15 protein-coding genes are annotated in these 16,775 nt (G+C 51.9%); 13 read left to right on the forward strand and 2 right to left on the reverse strand.

The window, feature by feature from the left end:
- Nucleotides 1–223 precede the first annotated feature (223 nt).
- Both NL324_RS02830 and groL read left to right on the forward strand, forming a co-directional pair.
- Complete coding sequence (locus tag NL324_RS02830) at nt 224–517, forward strand: co-chaperone GroES (protein ID WP_253306248.1); 294 nt, start codon at nt 224–226, stop codon at nt 515–517.
- A gap of 58 nt (nt 518–575) precedes the next feature.
- On the forward strand, nt 576–2,240 hold the full coding sequence (groL, locus tag NL324_RS02835; protein ID WP_253306249.1) for a chaperonin GroEL: 1,665 nt from the start codon (nt 576–578) through the stop codon (nt 2,238–2,240).
- A 686-nt stretch (nt 2,241–2,926) separates the two neighbouring features.
- Here groL and matP read toward each other — a convergent pair.
- Nucleotides 2,927–3,385: a macrodomain Ter protein MatP gene (gene matP / locus NL324_RS02840; protein ID WP_253306250.1), complete on the reverse strand. Its 459-nt coding sequence runs from the start codon at nt 3,383–3,385 to the stop codon at nt 2,927–2,929.
- Entirely contained in the window at nt 3,363–4,670 is a 1,308-nt protein-coding gene (locus NL324_RS02845) for a class I adenylate cyclase domain-containing protein (RefSeq protein WP_253306251.1), read from the reverse strand. The genes matP and NL324_RS02845 overlap by 23 nt, the downstream gene beginning before the upstream one ends.
- Nucleotides 4,671–4,909: 239 nt before the next feature.
- On the opposite strand from NL324_RS02845, the gene hemC reads away from it, so the two are divergent.
- The 11 genes from hemC to polA all read left to right on the forward strand — a co-directional run bounded on the left by hemC (nt 4,910) and on the right by polA (nt 16,651).
- Nucleotides 4,910–5,827 (forward strand): hydroxymethylbilane synthase, encoded by a 918-nt coding sequence (gene hemC, locus NL324_RS02850; protein WP_253306252.1) that lies wholly within the window; start codon nt 4,910–4,912, stop codon nt 5,825–5,827.
- 27 nt (nt 5,828–5,854) lie between these two features.
- Entirely contained in the window at nt 5,855–6,595 is a 741-nt protein-coding gene (locus NL324_RS02855; protein WP_253306253.1) for a uroporphyrinogen-III synthase, read from the forward strand.
- A gap of 84 nt (nt 6,596–6,679) precedes the next feature.
- Entirely contained in the window at nt 6,680–7,831 is a 1,152-nt protein-coding gene (locus tag NL324_RS02860; RefSeq protein ID WP_253306254.1) for a uroporphyrinogen-III C-methyltransferase, read from the forward strand.
- The gene (locus NL324_RS02865; protein WP_253306255.1) at nt 7,831–8,463 is read left to right on the forward strand and encodes a heme biosynthesis HemY N-terminal domain-containing protein; all 633 of its coding nucleotides are present in this window, start codon (nt 7,831–7,833) and stop codon (nt 8,461–8,463) included. Before NL324_RS02860 ends, NL324_RS02865 begins: the two co-directional genes overlap by 1 nt.
- On the forward strand, nt 8,448–8,741 hold the full coding sequence (locus NL324_RS02870) for a septum formation initiator family protein (RefSeq protein ID WP_253306256.1): 294 nt from the start codon (nt 8,448–8,450) through the stop codon (nt 8,739–8,741). Before NL324_RS02865 ends, NL324_RS02870 begins: the two co-directional genes overlap by 16 nt.
- Before the next feature lie 14 nt (nt 8,742–8,755).
- Entirely contained in the window at nt 8,756–9,442 is a 687-nt protein-coding gene (gene ispD, locus NL324_RS02875; RefSeq protein ID WP_253306257.1) for a 2-C-methyl-D-erythritol 4-phosphate cytidylyltransferase, read from the forward strand.
- Nucleotides 9,443–9,449: 7 nt separating this feature from the next.
- Nucleotides 9,450–9,965: a 2-C-methyl-D-erythritol 2,4-cyclodiphosphate synthase gene (gene ispF, locus NL324_RS02880; RefSeq protein ID WP_253306258.1), complete on the forward strand. Its 516-nt coding sequence runs from the start codon at nt 9,450–9,452 to the stop codon at nt 9,963–9,965.
- 301 nt (nt 9,966–10,266) lie between these two features.
- Nucleotides 10,267–10,479 (forward strand): 50S ribosomal protein L31, encoded by a 213-nt coding sequence (gene rpmE / locus NL324_RS02885; protein WP_253306259.1) that lies wholly within the window; start codon nt 10,267–10,269, stop codon nt 10,477–10,479.
- Between the two features lie 322 nt (nt 10,480–10,801).
- A complete protein-coding gene (prlC, locus tag NL324_RS02890; RefSeq protein ID WP_253306260.1) occupies nt 10,802–12,841 on the forward strand; it encodes an oligopeptidase A in 2,040 nt (679 codons plus the stop codon).
- Nucleotides 12,828–13,607: a class I SAM-dependent methyltransferase gene (locus tag NL324_RS02895; protein ID WP_253306261.1), complete on the forward strand. Its 780-nt coding sequence runs from the start codon at nt 12,828–12,830 to the stop codon at nt 13,605–13,607. The genes prlC and NL324_RS02895 overlap by 14 nt, the downstream gene beginning before the upstream one ends.
- A gap of 263 nt (nt 13,608–13,870) precedes the next feature.
- On the forward strand, nt 13,871–16,651 hold the full coding sequence (gene polA / locus NL324_RS02900; protein WP_253306262.1) for a DNA polymerase I: 2,781 nt from the start codon (nt 13,871–13,873) through the stop codon (nt 16,649–16,651).
- Nucleotides 16,652–16,775: the final 124 nt, after the last annotated feature.

A 16,775-nucleotide genomic window follows, 5' to 3' on the forward strand; every position in this document is an offset into this window, starting at 1 on the left:
CACCATCAAGGTAGGTGACCCTAGCCGATTGACGCGTGAGTGCCTGGGGAATCGGGCTTAGGTATTCTATCCAGCTGGCGTAAAAATTTTTGTTCGTTGCCCCTTGAAGTTAACTGAAACGCCCTCACCTAGAGATTCACGGGCCTGATAGGTCTCGACACTGAAACGAACACATCCATCATTTTGTCTGAGGATATTGTTCCAATACTTTAGGAGAGCATCGATGAAAATCCGTCCATTGCATGATCGGGTCATGATTAAACGTCAAGAGGTTGAATCCAAATCAGCCGGGGGCATTGTATTAACGGGTACCGCTGCTGGTAAGTCCACGCGAGGCGAGGTTCGAGCGGTAGGCAAAGGGCGCATCTTGGATAATGGCAACCTGAAGCCATTAGATGTCAAAGTCGGTGACACAGTTATTTTTAATGATGGCTACGGCGTTAAGGTTGAAAAGATAGCGGGTGAAGAGCTACTAATTCTCTCTGAAACCGATATTTTAGCTATTGTAGAAGCGTAGTCATAGCACGCTGATTATTGTAGTAAACCATTAGAACTTGAATACAGGAACTATAGACATGGCTGCTAAAGAGATTAAATTTGCTAATGAAGCGCACCTCAAGATGCTGCGCGGGGTCAATATACTAGGGGATGCCGTCAAAGTAACCTTAGGACCACGTGGACTGAATGTGGTTTTAGATAAATCTTTTGGCGCACCCCATATCACCAAAGATGGCGTTTCCGTGGCCCGTGAAATCGAATTACAAGATAAATTCGAAAATATGGGTGCGCAGATGGTCAAAGAGGTTGCTTCTAAGGCCAATGATTCAGCGGGAGATGGTACCACTACCGCGACTGTTTTAGCACAGTCCATCGTGAATGAGGGTTTAAAAGCCGTCGCTGCCGGCATGAACCCAATGGATTTGAAGCGCGGTATCGATAAAGCGTCTAAAGCAGCTGATGAAGAGCTGAGAAAGAACTCTAAACAGTGTAATGACTTTAAATCGATTCAACAGGTTGCTACTATCTCAGCGAATTCTGATGAAGCGGTTGGCCAATTAATTGCTGAAGCGATGAGAAAAGTCAGCAAAGGCGGCGTGATCAGTAAAGATAGCGTCATTACTGTAGAAGAGGGCAGCGGGTTAGAGAATGATCTAAAAGTGGTTGAAGGAATGCAATTCGACCGTGGCTATCTCTCACCTTATTTTATTAATAAACCTGAATCTGGTACGGTTGAGCTGGAAAATCCTTACATCCTGCTGGCAGATAAGAAAATCTCTAATATTCGTGAACTGTTACCGGTATTAGAAGCAGTTGCTAAGGCTAGCCGCTCACTGCTGGTGATTGCGGAAGATGTGGAAGGAGAAGCACTGGCGACGCTGGTAGTCAACACCATGCGTGGTATTGTTAAAGTGGCTGCAGTCAAAGCCCCAGGGTTTGGTGATCGTCGGGAAGCGATGTTACTCGATATCGCGGCGCTGACAGCCGGAAACTTTATCTCTGAGAAGGTTGGTAACGAGTTAGAAAAAGTGACGGTTGCTGACTTAGGGCAAGCCAAGCGGGTGGTGATTACTAAAGATACGACCACCATTATCGATGGTATTGGCCAGCGTGCGGCGATTGATGCGCGTATCGAAGGCATTAAAAAAGAGATCAGCAAAACCACCTCAGATTATGATAAAGAGAAGCTACAGGAACGCGCTGCTAAGTTGAGCGGTGGGGTAGCGGTCATTAAAGTCGGCGCCGCGACTGAAATTGAGATGAAAGAGAAGAAAGCCCGGGTAGAGGATGCACTGAATGCAACCCGTGCAGCAGTTGAAGAGGGTGTGATTGCTGGTGGTGGGGTTGGGTTAATCCGTGCGGCCGCTAAGATTGCGAACCTTAAAGGGGATAACGAAGATCAAAACGTCGGTATCCGGGTCGCCCTGCGGGCGATGGAATCACCTATGCGTCAAATCGTCAGTAATGCAGGTGTTGAAGCCTCCGTCGTGGTGAATAAAGTCAAAGCAGGTGACGGCAACTATGGTTACAATGCTGCCACTGGTGAATATGGCGATATGGAAGCGATGGGTATTCTAGATCCAACCAAGGTCACCCGCTGTTCTTTAAAATATGCGGTTTCAATTGCCGGATTAATGATCACTACAGCGTGTATGATCACTGATCTGCCTAAAGAAGAAAAAGCAGATATGAGCGGTGGTGGTATGGGCGGTGGCATGGGTGGTATGGGCGGAATGATGTAATTCGAGAGGAGCGTCGCACAGGTAGCTAGCCTCTCCTGGTAGACTACACGGCGTCACTGATTGATTTATCATTGTTTCACTTAATAAAACTAAAATACCGAGATCCGTCATAGGAGACGGCGTGGGTGTAGGCAGTCCGCTATGCCCACTGCCAACCCACTGATTCACAAGAACAGTGAATCAGTGCCTTAGGGTAATCTCTCTGAGCCCTGCCTTGCAAGAGGTAGGGCTCAGTCACGTTCATTCTTAGGGGGTCTAAGCTCTGCAACGGTCTGACTTCCCTTGGTGATCCATAGTCCATGCTGATGGATGCGCACGCGATCAATGATTGCCGATAGATTTCGTGCTAACTCAGTCGCAGTGATGCTGTCTTGGTCTTCAAGGTACATAGTATTTTTCTTCCTCAGGAAGGGTAGTTGCTTAGCTGTATAATATGGGTTATACACATTTTTAAACAATCCCCCATTGGCTTGCCTGACTGTTTTGAGAAGTGCGCTTTCGCTTCATGATGATGAATAGTTTTCATCAGCTGTTCTCTTCATTCAGTGCTTCATTAGACTCAGTCTAGATCAGAATAGGATTAAGGGGCTATTGCTCTCCTAGATATGGACTCTGCCCTACAGATGAGAGGGGTAAGCCGAAGAGCGTGTTAGTAGCCAGGCCATGTGGAGGACCAGGGGGGCTCTTTAAGGTGAACTAGAGGCTAATAACCGGGTTAAATCTTGTTTAACAGCCATCATCTGCGATGCATACTGCTCTTTATCAGCGGCTGCTGTTACCAGATGTATGACGGCTCTAGAGAGGGTTAACTGTCGCTGCTGGGCGTAGTCTACCAGGCATTGCCACGCTAGAAATTCCAAATCGATCGATTTTTTTCGCGTATCAGGTAGTTCCGCATTGAAATGACGTTTACGGCGGGCGCGAATGGATTGCTTTAATTGTCTATCCAAATCAGGGTTCATATGGCTGGTGATCCACTGAACGACTTGAGTAGGCTGATGCTCTAGTTGTAGTAGAAGATCAGTGGCAGCTTCAGCGGCATGCTGATCTAAATGGCACGTAATCGCCACACCTTCTCGATGTTTTTTAACCAAATAGTGCCATTTCCAACCGCTTTCTAGGTTATCGAGTTGCTGATATTTCAAGGTGACATCCTCTCGCCATTTGACCAAGCAGCCCATCAGAGATGGTCCCATCGGCCGCTTCAGGAACGTTGTGGTACTTTAACTGCGTCAAGTGCCGTAAATAATGGTCGTTCTCTCTTATCTCTTGCAGTAAATCATCCTGGTAGAGGGCGGGAGCAGAGCGCTGCTCATCAGGGTTACTGTCTACTCGTTTAATTTGGGTAATATCCCAACCCCATTCGTCAATCAGTTGTCGTAAAACGGCTTGGCGCCAGCCACTGCCCGTGATCGGATGGCTGGTATGATCGCGTACTTTCCGATAAAAACAGCGCCGCACCCGTTCAAGGCGGTGACTATCTCCCCTGCTGGTTAAATAATGAGTGATGCGGTCCAGTACCATGCAATAGGGATCCAATCCAAAAGAGTTCCGACGCCCCTGCTGGAGCTGTTGTTTAAAGTCTAGCGCAAGCCACGGGCTATGCGATGGCTCCATAGCGTAGATCTCTAATAACAGGTTTTTTAATATCGCTTTATAGGGTGCCTGGAGATTATTCTCCAGTTGTTGGCGTGCTGCCATGCAATAGTTAAAGGCTACCGGGCGCTTAAGGCCGCCCAGATCAAACCAGTGCGCTCGATCGACGATACCTTGCTGATAGAGCCAGGCTAGATAGTGCTCATAGTGGGGCTCCTGCTCTAGGGGGATGATAGGCCAAATCAGACGCTTGCCCGCTAAACGGACCTGAGTACGGTAAAATTCTTCTAATAATAGTTGATCGTGAAGCACCTGCTGAACCAATGGGTTGCTGGCAAAAGGCCTCTGATCCCGGAAGCGCTGTTCATCAATAATAAAAAAACTGGTGATCACCCCATGCTGTTGGGCCCACTCGCTGAGTAACTGGCATTTTTGCTGCAAGGCATTGCGAGCACTAAAGGGTAGTGCAGCCTGTAGACAGATCCAGAGATCAAGATCGGAGGTAGTGGTCTGCCCAAGAGAAGCAGTGCTCCCCATGCTATACAGGGCGGCAATGGCTGGGGGACCCTGACGGATCAGTTGAATCCGGTGGCTAGGTATCACAGAATGATGCAGTAACCACTGCTGTTGCAGTGATGCCTGGAATAAACAGATGCCCTGGGGGACCTCACCTGTCAAGTAACCTGGTAACTGTGGATGGTGGTAATGCAACAGCAGCGGTAGTAGCTGATAAACGTGCTGGAAGGTGGGACTACCGGCCGCTAAAGTCCGGACTACACGCAGTTGGTTGATCGCCTCCAAGCGCTTTTTAAGAGTTTCTATAGAGGGCGGCAAGGGTAGTCGCTTAGGTCTTAGGTTCGGTAGGCTATCACTATAACACTTTTAAACTGGCAGGAGGAGTGAACCACCGATACAGAAGCCAGGCTGCTCTAAAGAGCCGCTCACAGAGGGGTCCAGGATTGACTCTCTCCTCGGCTAAGCTATATTGTTGGGCTAGTAACCGGGGCTAGTTCGTTAACAGCGCTTGGTGGTCGTCACCGCAGCTATTGCACCCTGAGAGCTCTTGAAAAAACATGCGCAGAAAGAAGATCATTATTGCAACCCGCCAAAGTCCGTTAGCCTTATGGCAGTCACGGTTTATTGCTCAGCAATTGCAATGCTTTGACTCCAGATTGATGATTCAGTTAGCCCCGATTGCCACGCAAGGGGATCGGGATCTGCATCTGCCCCTGGATCAGGCGACGCAGCGGGGGCTGTTTGTTGCAGCGTTAGAACAGGAGTTGCTAGCACAGCGGGCGGATATGGCCGTACATTCGGTCAAAGATCTACCCATTGCCGAGCTCCCGGGGCTCACTTTTTCGACGTTTGGAGGTCGCGAAGTGGCACAGGAAGCTCTGATTAGCCATCAGGGAAGCCCCTTGGAGGCATTGCCGCCACAGGCTAGGGTAGGGACCTCTAGTCGGTTGCGGCAGCAGCAACTGGCGTACCATCGGCCTGATTTAACGCTTAAGGCGCTACGGGGTAATGTGACGAGCCGTTTACAACAGTGGCTACAGGGAGATTATGATGCGTTGATCTTGGCAGTCGCTGGCCTGAAACGCTTGGGCTTGCAACGGTACATCAGTGCCTACCTATCATTGGATACCTGGTTACCGGCACCGGGTCAGGGGGCGTTAGCTGTGCAGTATCGCACCGAGGATCACGAAATCCAGGCGTTAGTCGCGCACTTCACCGAGCTTGAGACTGAAGCTTGTGTAACGGCAGAGCGAGCGGTGTTGCGGCGTTGCAGCACTGAAGGGCTAGCGGTCGGAGCTTATGCCCATCCGCAAGGCGCCGGATTACAACTGCACGCCGTAGTGATTGCGGCGCATGGAGAGCGGTACACTGGATCCTTGTCGGGTCCCTGGGCACTGGCAGGGTCGATCGGCGGCCAGCTGGCTGAAACGCTATTAGCACAGGGTTGTATTGCTCGGCTGGCAACAGCTTATTGAAGTAGGGTTCATGACCGAGAACTGTGGATGACCGTGTTGGTCGTACGCCCCGGGGCACAGGGGGCGGAATTAGTGTTCCAGCTCCAGCAGCAGGGGATCGCTGCGATGCACTGCCCGCTGATAAGCTATGAGCCAATAGCCTCCTCCCCCAGCACTCGAATGGTCCTGCAGGATTTATCCAGTTACAGCATCATTATGGCGTTATCGCCCCGTGCCGTTGAATTTATTCAGCCCTGGCGGGCTGTCGAACCCTTTCATTGGCCAACCCAGGTAGCCTATTACGCCATTGGGGCTGCTAGTGCCCAAGCATTAGAGCAGTGCTGTGGCCAACCCGTGGGATACCCCCTTGGACGCAGTAGCAGTGAAAGTGTGTTGGCACTGCCCCGTTTTTTACGAGTGGCCGGCGAGCGCATTCTACTGCTACGTGGCCAGGGGGGGCGCCGCCGCCTAGTGACCAGTTTGACACAGCGTGGTGCTAGCGTCAGCCTGTGTGAATGTTATCAACGGGTGCCGATCGCTTATAATGGGTTAGAACAGAGTGACTTATGGCAGCAAGCTGGGGTAAATTGTCTGGTAGTCACCAGTGGAGAGCTCTTGCAACGGCTCTATACCCTGGTTCCAAAAACAGCACACCGGTGGTTGCTGCACTGCTCGCTGTTGGTGGTGAGTCCTCGACTAGCGAGGCTGGCGACCCGTTTAGGATGGACCAGCGTGGTGATGGCTGACAATGCTGACAATGCCGCGCTTCTGCGTGCATTAGTGCGCTAAGCTTAGCAATAGAGACTTTAGGACTCAAGTGATGCGACCAGCAGTCAGGGGTGAGAGGGTGGGGCATTGTAGGCATTCAGCTCCGTGATAGGCTATAGCCAAGAGGACGTTATTCAACCGATGACCACCGATAACAAGACACAGCGTAAACTGACAGAGGCACGAGCAGATGGCCAGCGGTTGAAGATAATAGGCCGTTGGGGGGTACGGTTCATCCTCCTGCTGTTATTCGTTGTCAGTGGGCTGCTGCATGACCACAGTTATCGTCAAGGGTTACGACAACAGCAGTTATTAGTCGCCACCGAAGCTCACCTGACCGCACATCAGCAGCAGTGCCAACAGCGAGCACAGCAGTCGGCACGCCAGCAGCAGGCACTACGCAGTCTATTCGATCAACAGACCGAGCGCCTATTGCAATCGCAGCAGATCACTGTTCAGCAAGCACAACAGCTCTCGCAGCTTCAGCAACAGGTGTTGGTCCTGTCCGCTAGCAGCCGTGCCGATTGGCAGTTACTAGAGATACAAAGCCTGCTGAAGGCAGCGGGTCACCAGTTATGGTTACTGCACAATGTGGGTGCTGCTCGCCGATTACTACAGGGGGCGGCTGATCTATTAACCACGGTCAATAATCCTGCGCTATTGCCTTTACGTCAGGCCTTAGCAGACGATAGCCGTCGACTCGCCGGGATCGACCTGCCCGATCAAGAAGCCTTGGTGTTACAGCTGCTGAACAGCTTAGATCAGGTGGATTACCTCCCCATAGCTCGCCGGCGACTGGTGATGGTTGAGAGCACAACAGTGCCTACCACGCCCGCCGTGGAGCGTGCTGGATGGATCCAGTACTTATTACAGCAAGGGCAGTATCTGCTGCGACGGCTGATCACCATTCAGCGGCAGACTGACCAGGGTGTCGCCTTAGCCGCCCTCTCTGAGAGCACTGCCCGAGAGAGGCTGAGTGCCTACTTACGCTTAGCAGTGCAGGCGGTTTTGCAACAGCAATCAGTGCATTATCAGCACTGCTTAAGCCGCATGATCAGCCTACTCCAAGAGCAGTTCGAGCCTCAGGATCCCAGCGTGCTGGCACTATCGGCGCAGCTACAGCAGTGGCGACAACAGCAACCGCTACAGCTTGAACTCCCACAGCAGCTACAGAGCCAAATTTTGTTAGAAGCTTTTTTGCAGCCCTGGTTGGGTGATTCTCGACTGCTCTCTCCTCAATCTGGAATGGTTCAGTGATGATGCGACGTTTGATGGTATGGTTGATGATGTTACTGGGGATGGTAGCTCTGATCGCTTACCTTATCAGGCCTTATCAGGGGTCTATCTTGGTGGTGGTGGGATCCTACCGTCTAGAGTCCAGCTTGGTGACGGTCGTCATGCTGTGGCTACTGTTATGGGGAGTACTGCTGATCGTGATGCACCTCTTGAGAAAACTGCTGCACCTCACCGGGTGGTGGAGGCGCTATCGCCAGTCGCGAGCGCAGGTGCAGTTGCATGCCGCACTACTGAAAGTGGTCGAGGGTGATTATTTGGCGGCGGAAAAAGGGTTCGTGCGTAGTGCCCCGTTGAGCGAACAGCCTGATCTCCATTATCTATTAGCGGCGGAGGCCGCCCGCCAGCAGGGGAATTGGCTCCAAGTAAAACGCTATTTATCCCAGATATCGGGCACTCCGGATCGACCTGATTGGTTAGCACTACAGATTAGCTGGGCTAGGGTGCAACTGGCGACGCAACCGATCACCCTCTCGATGCCGAGTATTAATGCTTTATTACGCCTGGCTCCTCAACACCCAGCGGTCCGTCAGCTGGCTAGTCAGCTGGAACAACAAGCAGTAGTGAAATCAGATCTCTCATGCAACGCGTTGTAATCGGCGTGCTTCTGCTACTGTTAGCCCGGGTACACTACGGTTTGGTTTTCGGTAAAAATGGTCTACGGGCCTATTGGCAACTCAAGCAGGCGGTGCGCCTATTGGAAACCAATAATGGCCAACTGGCAGCGCGTAATCAGGAACTGTTGATAGAAGTGAATGCCTTAGTGGATGATTTAGAGGCCATCGAAGAGCGGGCGCGTTATGAGTTGGGGATGGTGCGGCCCGATGAGCAGTTCTATCGGCTGCTTCCAAGCTCCCCTGATAGTCAGCCTTAAACCACTAGGCCATCATGTCCGCTGAGCCGCTGTATGCGATTGTCCCTGCTGCGGGGATTGGACGGCGCTTACAAGGCGAACGCTCTAAGCAGTATCTACCGTTAGGGGATAGCTGTGTCATTGAACAGACCTTGCAGGTTTTATTGCAGCAGCAGGCCATTCACACCATTGTGGTTCTCCTCAATCCAGAAGATAGCTATTTTACCACCCTGGCGGTCGCAGCTGATCCGCGGATCCAGATCGCTGAGGGGGGCGCTCAGCGTGTCGATTCGGTCTGGGCTGGGTTGCAGCGGTTTCAGGCAGGCTGGGTCCTGGTGCATGATGCCGTGCGCCCCTGTTTACATCCTGATGATTTGCAGCGACTGCTGGCTGTGCGCGATCACGCTCCCGCGGGTGCGATTTTGGCGACTCCGGTGCGTGACACCATTAAACGGGGTGATGCGCAAGGGAAGATTGTCGGCGCAATCTCACGGGAATCGCTATGGCAGGCGTTAACGCCGCAACTATTCCCCGTACCGCTACTCAAAGTTTGCCTGCAACGGGCCTTGGGTGCTGGGATTGAGATCACCGATGAAGCTGCAGCGCTCACCTATTGCGGTTATGCACCCACGTTGGTGCCTGGCCGTGCGGATAATATCAAGATCACCTACCCTGAGGATCTGGTGATGGCAGCCTGCTTATTAGCACAGCAACTAGGATAAAGCGTTGATGAGGATTGGTCATGGTTTTGACGTGCATGCGTTTGGCGGACCTGGGCCGCTGATACTGGGCGGGGTCAAGATCCGCTATCCACAAGGATTAGTGGCGCATTCAGATGGCGATGTGCTGCTGCATGCCGTCACCGATGCCCTACTGGGTGCTGCAGCCTTGGGGGATATTGGACGACTGTTCCCCGATAGTGATCCAGCTTACCGGGGAATAGAGAGTCGGATCTTATTACGAGAAGCTTTTAAGCAGGTGCAGCAGCAGGGCTACCAATTGGGAAACCTAGATATCACGATCATGGCACAAGCCCCCAAGCTGGCCCCGTACGTTGAGGCGATGCGCGATCACTTAATGGCTGATCTCCAGTGCAGTGCCCGCTCTATCAATATTAAAGCTACGACGACGGAGAAACTAGGCTTTATCGGCCGCGGTGAAGGCATCGCTTGTGAAGCCGTAGTGTTACTGGACTCTTCAGTGGGTGGCCAAGCGATACGGAGAGTGGGTAATGGGCTACAATGACTGGTAATGGAATTTATCGATATAGGCACCGATCACCTTTTCATGGATTTCTTAGGACACCACACGACTAATCTGATCAGCGTTGATACTGTTAGCTTTGGGTTGTTTGCCACGCTCTCTACCAGAGCGCTTATGGGGAGCGGTCAGTAGCTTTAGTGTGATGGTTGCCCTGGATTGAAGTAGGTGCTTCAGCATCGGCCTTGCAACCCAGGGCAGGATTGGGTATGATGCGGGCAATTTTTTGGCGGACTATCTTTGAAGATAAGCCGTTATCGCTGTTCTGAATACAAGGTGAGCTGGTATGAAAAAAGATATCCACCCAGCCTATGCTGAAATTACTGCAACCTGCTCTTGCGGTAATGTGATTAAGACACGTTCTACTTGCGGACATGATCTGCACCTGGATGTCTGTAGTAGTTGTCACCCTTTTTACACTGGGAAACAAGGCCTCATCAGCAGTGGTGGCAGAGTTCAGCGGTTTAATAAACAGTTTACAGTGCTTGGAATACAGTAGTACTCCTGAAGATTTTTTGTCCGGGACTCTTTTCACTCGGCGCTTGCGTGCTGTCCAAGTAACCCTGTATTGAGTGCCTAGTTAACGGGAGTACCACGGAGGTTCGTTAGTCTGCTGTTTGGTCTTTGGTTTTAGAAGGCAGCGCTCGACTGCTGCGTTGCTCCTGTGGCCTTTTTAGAGAGGCTGCCTCGGTATCTTTACGGAGTATTGGGCAGCAGCTGGGCTGGGAACTCCTGTTAAATTCTTCTGTACTAGTCATTGCGTTTTCCCTTGATCGGCGCCATGCTACGAACGTTTTCCAGGTTTGCATGGAGCTGCTATCATGAATAATCCCCTACTGACAACGACCGATCTACCTCTTTTTTCCGCCATACGTGCTGAGCATATCGTGCCAGCTGTGCAACAGGCCATTCAAGCCGGTCGTCAGCTGGTGACTCAGCTATTATCTCAGGGTGAACACTTTACCTGGGACACCTTCTGCCAGCCTTTGGCTGAGGAAGAGGACCGACTGGACCGACTGTGGTCACCTATTCGTCATCTGTATGCTGTAAAAAACAGTCCAGAGTGGCGCGCACCCTATCAAGAGTGCGTGCAATTATTGACGGAGTATGCGACTTGGTTGGGTCAACACCAGGCCCTGTATACCGCTTATCGGCAGTTGCAAGCGAGCGATCACTTTAACACCCTCCCGCTCGCACAACGGAAAGCGGTAGACAATACCTTGCGTAATTTTAAACTGGCAGGTGTCCACCTGCCAGCAGAGCAGCGGCAGCGCTATGCGGTGGTGATGGCCCGGTTATCAGCGCTGAGCATCCAATTTGAAGATAATGTGCTGGATGCGACCATGGGATGGCATCAAATCATCCTTGATGAGTCCCTATTAGCTGGTTTGCCCTCCCGGGTGATTGACCTAGCGCGGGCCTGTGCTGAAGAGCAAGGTAAGCCTGGTTGGTGCTTTACGCTAGAGATCCCTAGCTACCAGGCGATGATGACCTATTGCGATAATCGAGATCTACGCTACTCCTTCTACCACGCCTACCATACCCGGGCTTCCGACATAGGGCCCCAAGGAGGACAGTGGGATAATGGGCCGATCATTGAGGAGTGCATGGCTTTACGACATGAGCTGGCACAACTGCTTGGATTTGCTAATTATGCTGAAAAATCTCTCGCTAAGAAGATGGTTGATACGCCACAACAGGTGTTAGATTTTCTAAACGATCTGCTGCAGCGTGTGCGTCCGCAGGGAGCGCGTGAGTTCAATGAGCTACAGAATTTTGCACGGCAGCAGGATAGCATTGAGACGTTACAGCCTTGGGACCTTCCCTACTACAGTGAGAAATTAAAACAGCAGCAGTATGCCATCGATGATGAGCAGTTGCGCTCTTACTTTCCAGAGGAGCGGGTGCTGCAGGGACTATTCGAAGTCTTACGCCGCCTATTTTCGGTGACTATCCGTGAACGGCAGGGAGTCGATACCTGGCATCCTGAGGTGCGTTTTTTTGAACTGTACGATCAGCAAGGCCTCCAGCATTTGGGGAGTTTCTATCTTGATCTGTATGCCCGTTCTCATAAACGTGGGGGTGCTTGGATGGATGAGTGTATTAACGCACGGCGTGATAGCCGTGGCGTTTGGCAAAAGCCGGTCACCTATCTCACTTGTAATTTCAGCAGACCCGTAGGGAATCAACCAGCGCTGTGGAGTCATGAGGAGGTGATCACGCTATTCCATGAATTTGGCCATGGTATTCACCATTTGCTGACCCAAGTGGAGGTGGCTGCGGTTTCAGGAACCCGTGTGCCGTGGGATGCTATTGAAGTTCCCAGCCAGTTTTTGGAAAACTGGTGTTGGCAATCGCCCGCCTTGGCGTTAATTTCTGGCCACTATCAAACGGATCAGCCGCTGCCGCCGGCACTATTAGAACCTTTGTTAGCGGCTAAAAATTTTCAGGAAGCGCTATTTATTCTTCGCCAATTAGAGTTTTCGCTCTTTGATTTACGCTTGCATCAGGAGTACCAGCCAGAACAAGGCGGGCAAGCGCTAAAAATCTTGGCGGCGGTTAAACAGGAGGTGGCGGTGATGACGGCGCCTGATTGGCTGCGGACCCCTCAGACTTTCCTACACATTTTCTCTGGCAGCTATGCGGCGGGCTACTATAGTTATCTGTGGGCTGAGGTGCTGTCGGCTGACGCTTTTGCTCGCTTTGAGGAGGAGGGGATCTTTAATTCTCAAGTGGGACATGAGTTTGTTGAGTGCCTGTTATCACGAGGAGGTTCTGAAGAGCCACTAGTACTATTTAAACGCTTCCGTGGTCGATGGCCTCAACCGGACGCTTTTTTACGACACCATGGTATCCAGTGATTCAGATCCAGTAGCCAGTATCGCTTTGCTAGGAGATTCAGCAGCGGCTCAGGCTACCCTGGTAAACATTGCTGCAACTTGGCAGTTACAACCTGATCAGCTGGCACGGTTTGGTTTAATGCTGACACCGCAAGGTTTGGCGCTGTGTCAGCGTGATCAGCCCCGCTTTAAGCCGCTGATCATTGATTTTGTGAGTGGTCGCCTGGGGTATCGTTACCGTCAGGCCACGGTGGCCAATGAGGCATTAGCCCGAGCGGTGGGTATCCAGGGAGGTTATCGACCGACCGTATTGGATGCAACGGCCGGGCTAGGGCGCGATGCCTTTATTTTAGCGGCACTGGGTTGCCAGGTACAGATGTTGGAACGTCATCCCGTTGTGGCTGCTTTATTACAGGATGGGTTACAGCGTGCTTATTTTGATAAAAAAAGTGGAATTTGGTTATCAGAGCGACTAAGGTTGCTCGGGGTTGGTAGCTTAGGCAGTGAACAGCCTGGGCTGAGGGCACCTGAAGTGGTTTATCTTGATCCCATGTTTCCGGCTCGTCATCATCGGGCTTTAGTTAAAAAAGAGATGCAAATGCTACAACAGTTGGTAGGCTTAGATAGAGATGCCGATCAATTATTAGCCTCAGCCAACACCTTGGCCAGTCGTCGAGTGGTCGTTAAAAGGCCAAAAGGCGCTCCGCCGCTGGCAGGACTGAAGCCATCAGCCTGGATACCGACACCACACGGCCGCTTTGATCTTTATTTTAACAATAAACTTTAAGATAGTGCATCAAGTGCATAAGAAAAGACCTTTTAATAACTGTCCACAGAAGTTACTCAATAGCTGTCTTTTTGTATGGTCGTTTTTTGTTATGTAACTTATTGTTTTAACTCATAAATAATTTAAATGATTTTTTGTTTTCAATAGAAATAGTGATTTAGTTAAAAGAATACCCACAAAGTTATCCACAGCTTTGCCCATGACGGGTTCCCTTTTTGTTTAGCACTGTGTGACTTTTATTCACCAATCGGTTCAGCCAACTGATGAGGAGACAGGCTGTGGATAACCCGCTTATTTTGGTTGATGGATCGTCCTATTTGTATCGTGCTTTCCATGCTTTCCCGCCACTAACCACTGCAGCCGGCGAGCCAACAGGCGCGATAGTTGGCGTGTTAAATATGTTGGGTAGTTTGTTACGGCAGTATCAGCCCACTCACGTAGCCGTCGTGTTTGATGCCAAGGGCAAAAACCACCGTCATGCCTTGTATGCGGACTACAAGGCTCATCGCCCCCCGATGCCGGACGAGTTGTGCCGACAAATTGAGCCGCTATACCAAATTATGGATGCCATGGGGATCCCACAGCTGGCGGTGCCGGCGTTTGAAGCTGATGATGTGATGGGGACTTTGGCTTGTCGTGCCGCTGCTGAGGGGCGTTGCGTGATCATCAGCAGCGGCGATAAAGATATGGCGCAGTTAGTCACGCCAGCGATCACCGTAGTCAATACCATGACCAATACCGTGCAAGATGTGGCACAGATCAAGGCACGCTATGGTATTGCTCCGCCACTGATGGTGGATCTGTTCGCACTGATGGGGGATAGCATCGATAATATTCCGGGAGTTCCGGGGATTGGCGAAAAGACAGCACTGGCGCTATTACAGACCATTGGGAGTCTGCAGGCTATTTACGCCGATCTCTCTCAAGTCGCGGCATTAACCATACGGGGGGCGAAGCGGGTAGCAGAGCGCTTAGCACTGCATCGTGAACTGGCTGAGCTCTCTTACCGTCTGGCCACCATTGACACGGCGGTGGCGTTGTCGGTAACGCCGGCTGATCTGCGGCCCCGAGCTGCAGATTTTGATCAGCTGTGTACTTTACTATCGCGCTATGAACTTAAACGCTGGTTAGCGGCGGCGCAAGCAGGGCGGTTGTGGAGCGATCAGCCAACGACGACCGTGAGCACCCCGTTGAGGGTTCCAGAGCCCCCGGGTGCTTCTGAGGAATCACCTCCACTAGAGACGACCCTGATTGTGGATGAAGCCGCTTTGTCGGCCTGGCTAGTGAAGTTGCGTACCGCCCCGCTGTTTGCCCTCTATTGCGACACCGAGGCGTTCGATCACGGGCTGGTGACGCTGAGTGGTGTGGCGGTTGCCGTGACGGAAGGTGAAGCGGCTTATCTCCCCTGCAGCACTCCGATCTCAGGGAGATCACTGCCATGGTCGCTCGAACAGCTGCTAGCTCAGCTTAAACCCCTGCTCGAGGATGTCTCACTCCCTAAAGTGGGGCACTATCTTAAACCACAGCAACAGGTGTTAGCACGCTATGGGATCACGCTCCGTGGGGTGATCGGTGATACCCGGTTGGCCACTTACCTGTTAGACAGTGCAACTGGACGTAATGATTTACCGAACTTGGCTGCCCATCATCTGCAGCGCACGCTCCACCACGGGACGCTGAGTGCTGGAAAAGCCCGCTCCCAAGGAACAGCACCTGCCCGGACACTCGCCCAAGTCGCCGCTGGTGCGACTGAACAGGCCACGGTGGCGTTACAGCTGTATCACCATCTATGGCCGCAGTTGCAACAGCAGCCGCGGGTGTTACAGCTACTCACTGATCTAGAGCTGCCGGTGATGGCAATCTTGGCACGGATGGAGGCGATCGGGGTGTTGTTGGATGTCTCACTACTCCAGCACTACTCCCAGACGCTAGCGGTCATGCTGCAATCGCTGGAGGATCAAGCCCACACGCTCGCAGGAGAGCTTTTCAATCTCTCCTCCCCGAAACAACTACAACAGATTTTATTTGAAAAACTGCAGATCCCCTGCTTCAGAAAAACCCCCGGTGGCGCCCCTTCGACCGATGAATCGGTGTTAAGTGAGTTGGCCCTGCGCTACCCACTGCCCGCTATTGTTTTACGCCACCGTAGCTTAGCAAAACTGAAGTCTACTTATGCCGATACCTTGCCGTTGCTGGTGCACGCGGAGACCGGACGTATTCATACCACCTACCATCAAACAGGGACCAGCACGGGTAGGCTCTCCTCCAGTGATCCCAATTTACAAAATATCCCCATCCGAACCCCTGAAGGACGTCACATCCGTCAAGCCTTTATCGCTCCTGAGGGCTATCAACTGCTCTCTGCCGACTATTCCCAGATAGAGTTGCGGATTATGGCCCATTTGTCAGAGGATCAAACCCTGCTACAAGCGTTTGCTAATGACCAAGATGTTCATAGCGCCACAGCTGCTGAGCTGTTTGAGGTTCCTTTAGTTGCGGTCAGCTCAGAGCAGCGGCGTCAGGCTAAAACGGTTAATTTTGGGTTGATCTACGGGATGAGTGCTTTTGGATTAGCGCGCCAATTGGGGATTAATCGCCAGGAAGCCCAAGCGATTTTAACCCGTTATTTTGAGCGCTACCCGGGGGTACTGCGTTATAGGCAGCAGGCCCGTCAACAGGCTCTAGAACAGGGGTATGTGGAGACCCTGTTTGGGCGGCGGCTCTATCTCCCCGATATTCAATCCGCTAACGCCCCCCGTCGTCAAGCCGCTGAGCGCGCGGCGGTGAACGCCCCGGTGCAGGGCAGCGGGGCAGATATTATCAAGCGCGCCATGGTGATGATTGACCAGTGGTGTCACACCCAACCACCGGGCCAGGTGCAGATGGTGCTGCAGGTGCATGATGAGTTGATTTTTGAAGTTGCACAGCCTGTAGTGCCAGAAGCCACCGAAAACATTCGTCGATTGATGGTACAGAGTGCCGCGCTTTCGGTGCCACTCAAAGTTGATATTGGCGTGGGTCCTCACTGGGCAGCAGCGCACTAAGCCGGTGATCACGCTCTGGATGGAGCCTGGTGAGCGGTAATCATGGAAGGGTAGTCTATTTTCCTGATCGTTTGACGAGGCCGCCGATGCGGTAAGCGATGTGATGAAAACCTTATTAGGGCCT

This window comes from unidentified bacterial endosymbiont (genome assembly GCF_918320885.1).
In the GTDB taxonomy this organism is placed as follows: Bacteria; Pseudomonadota; Gammaproteobacteria; order Enterobacterales.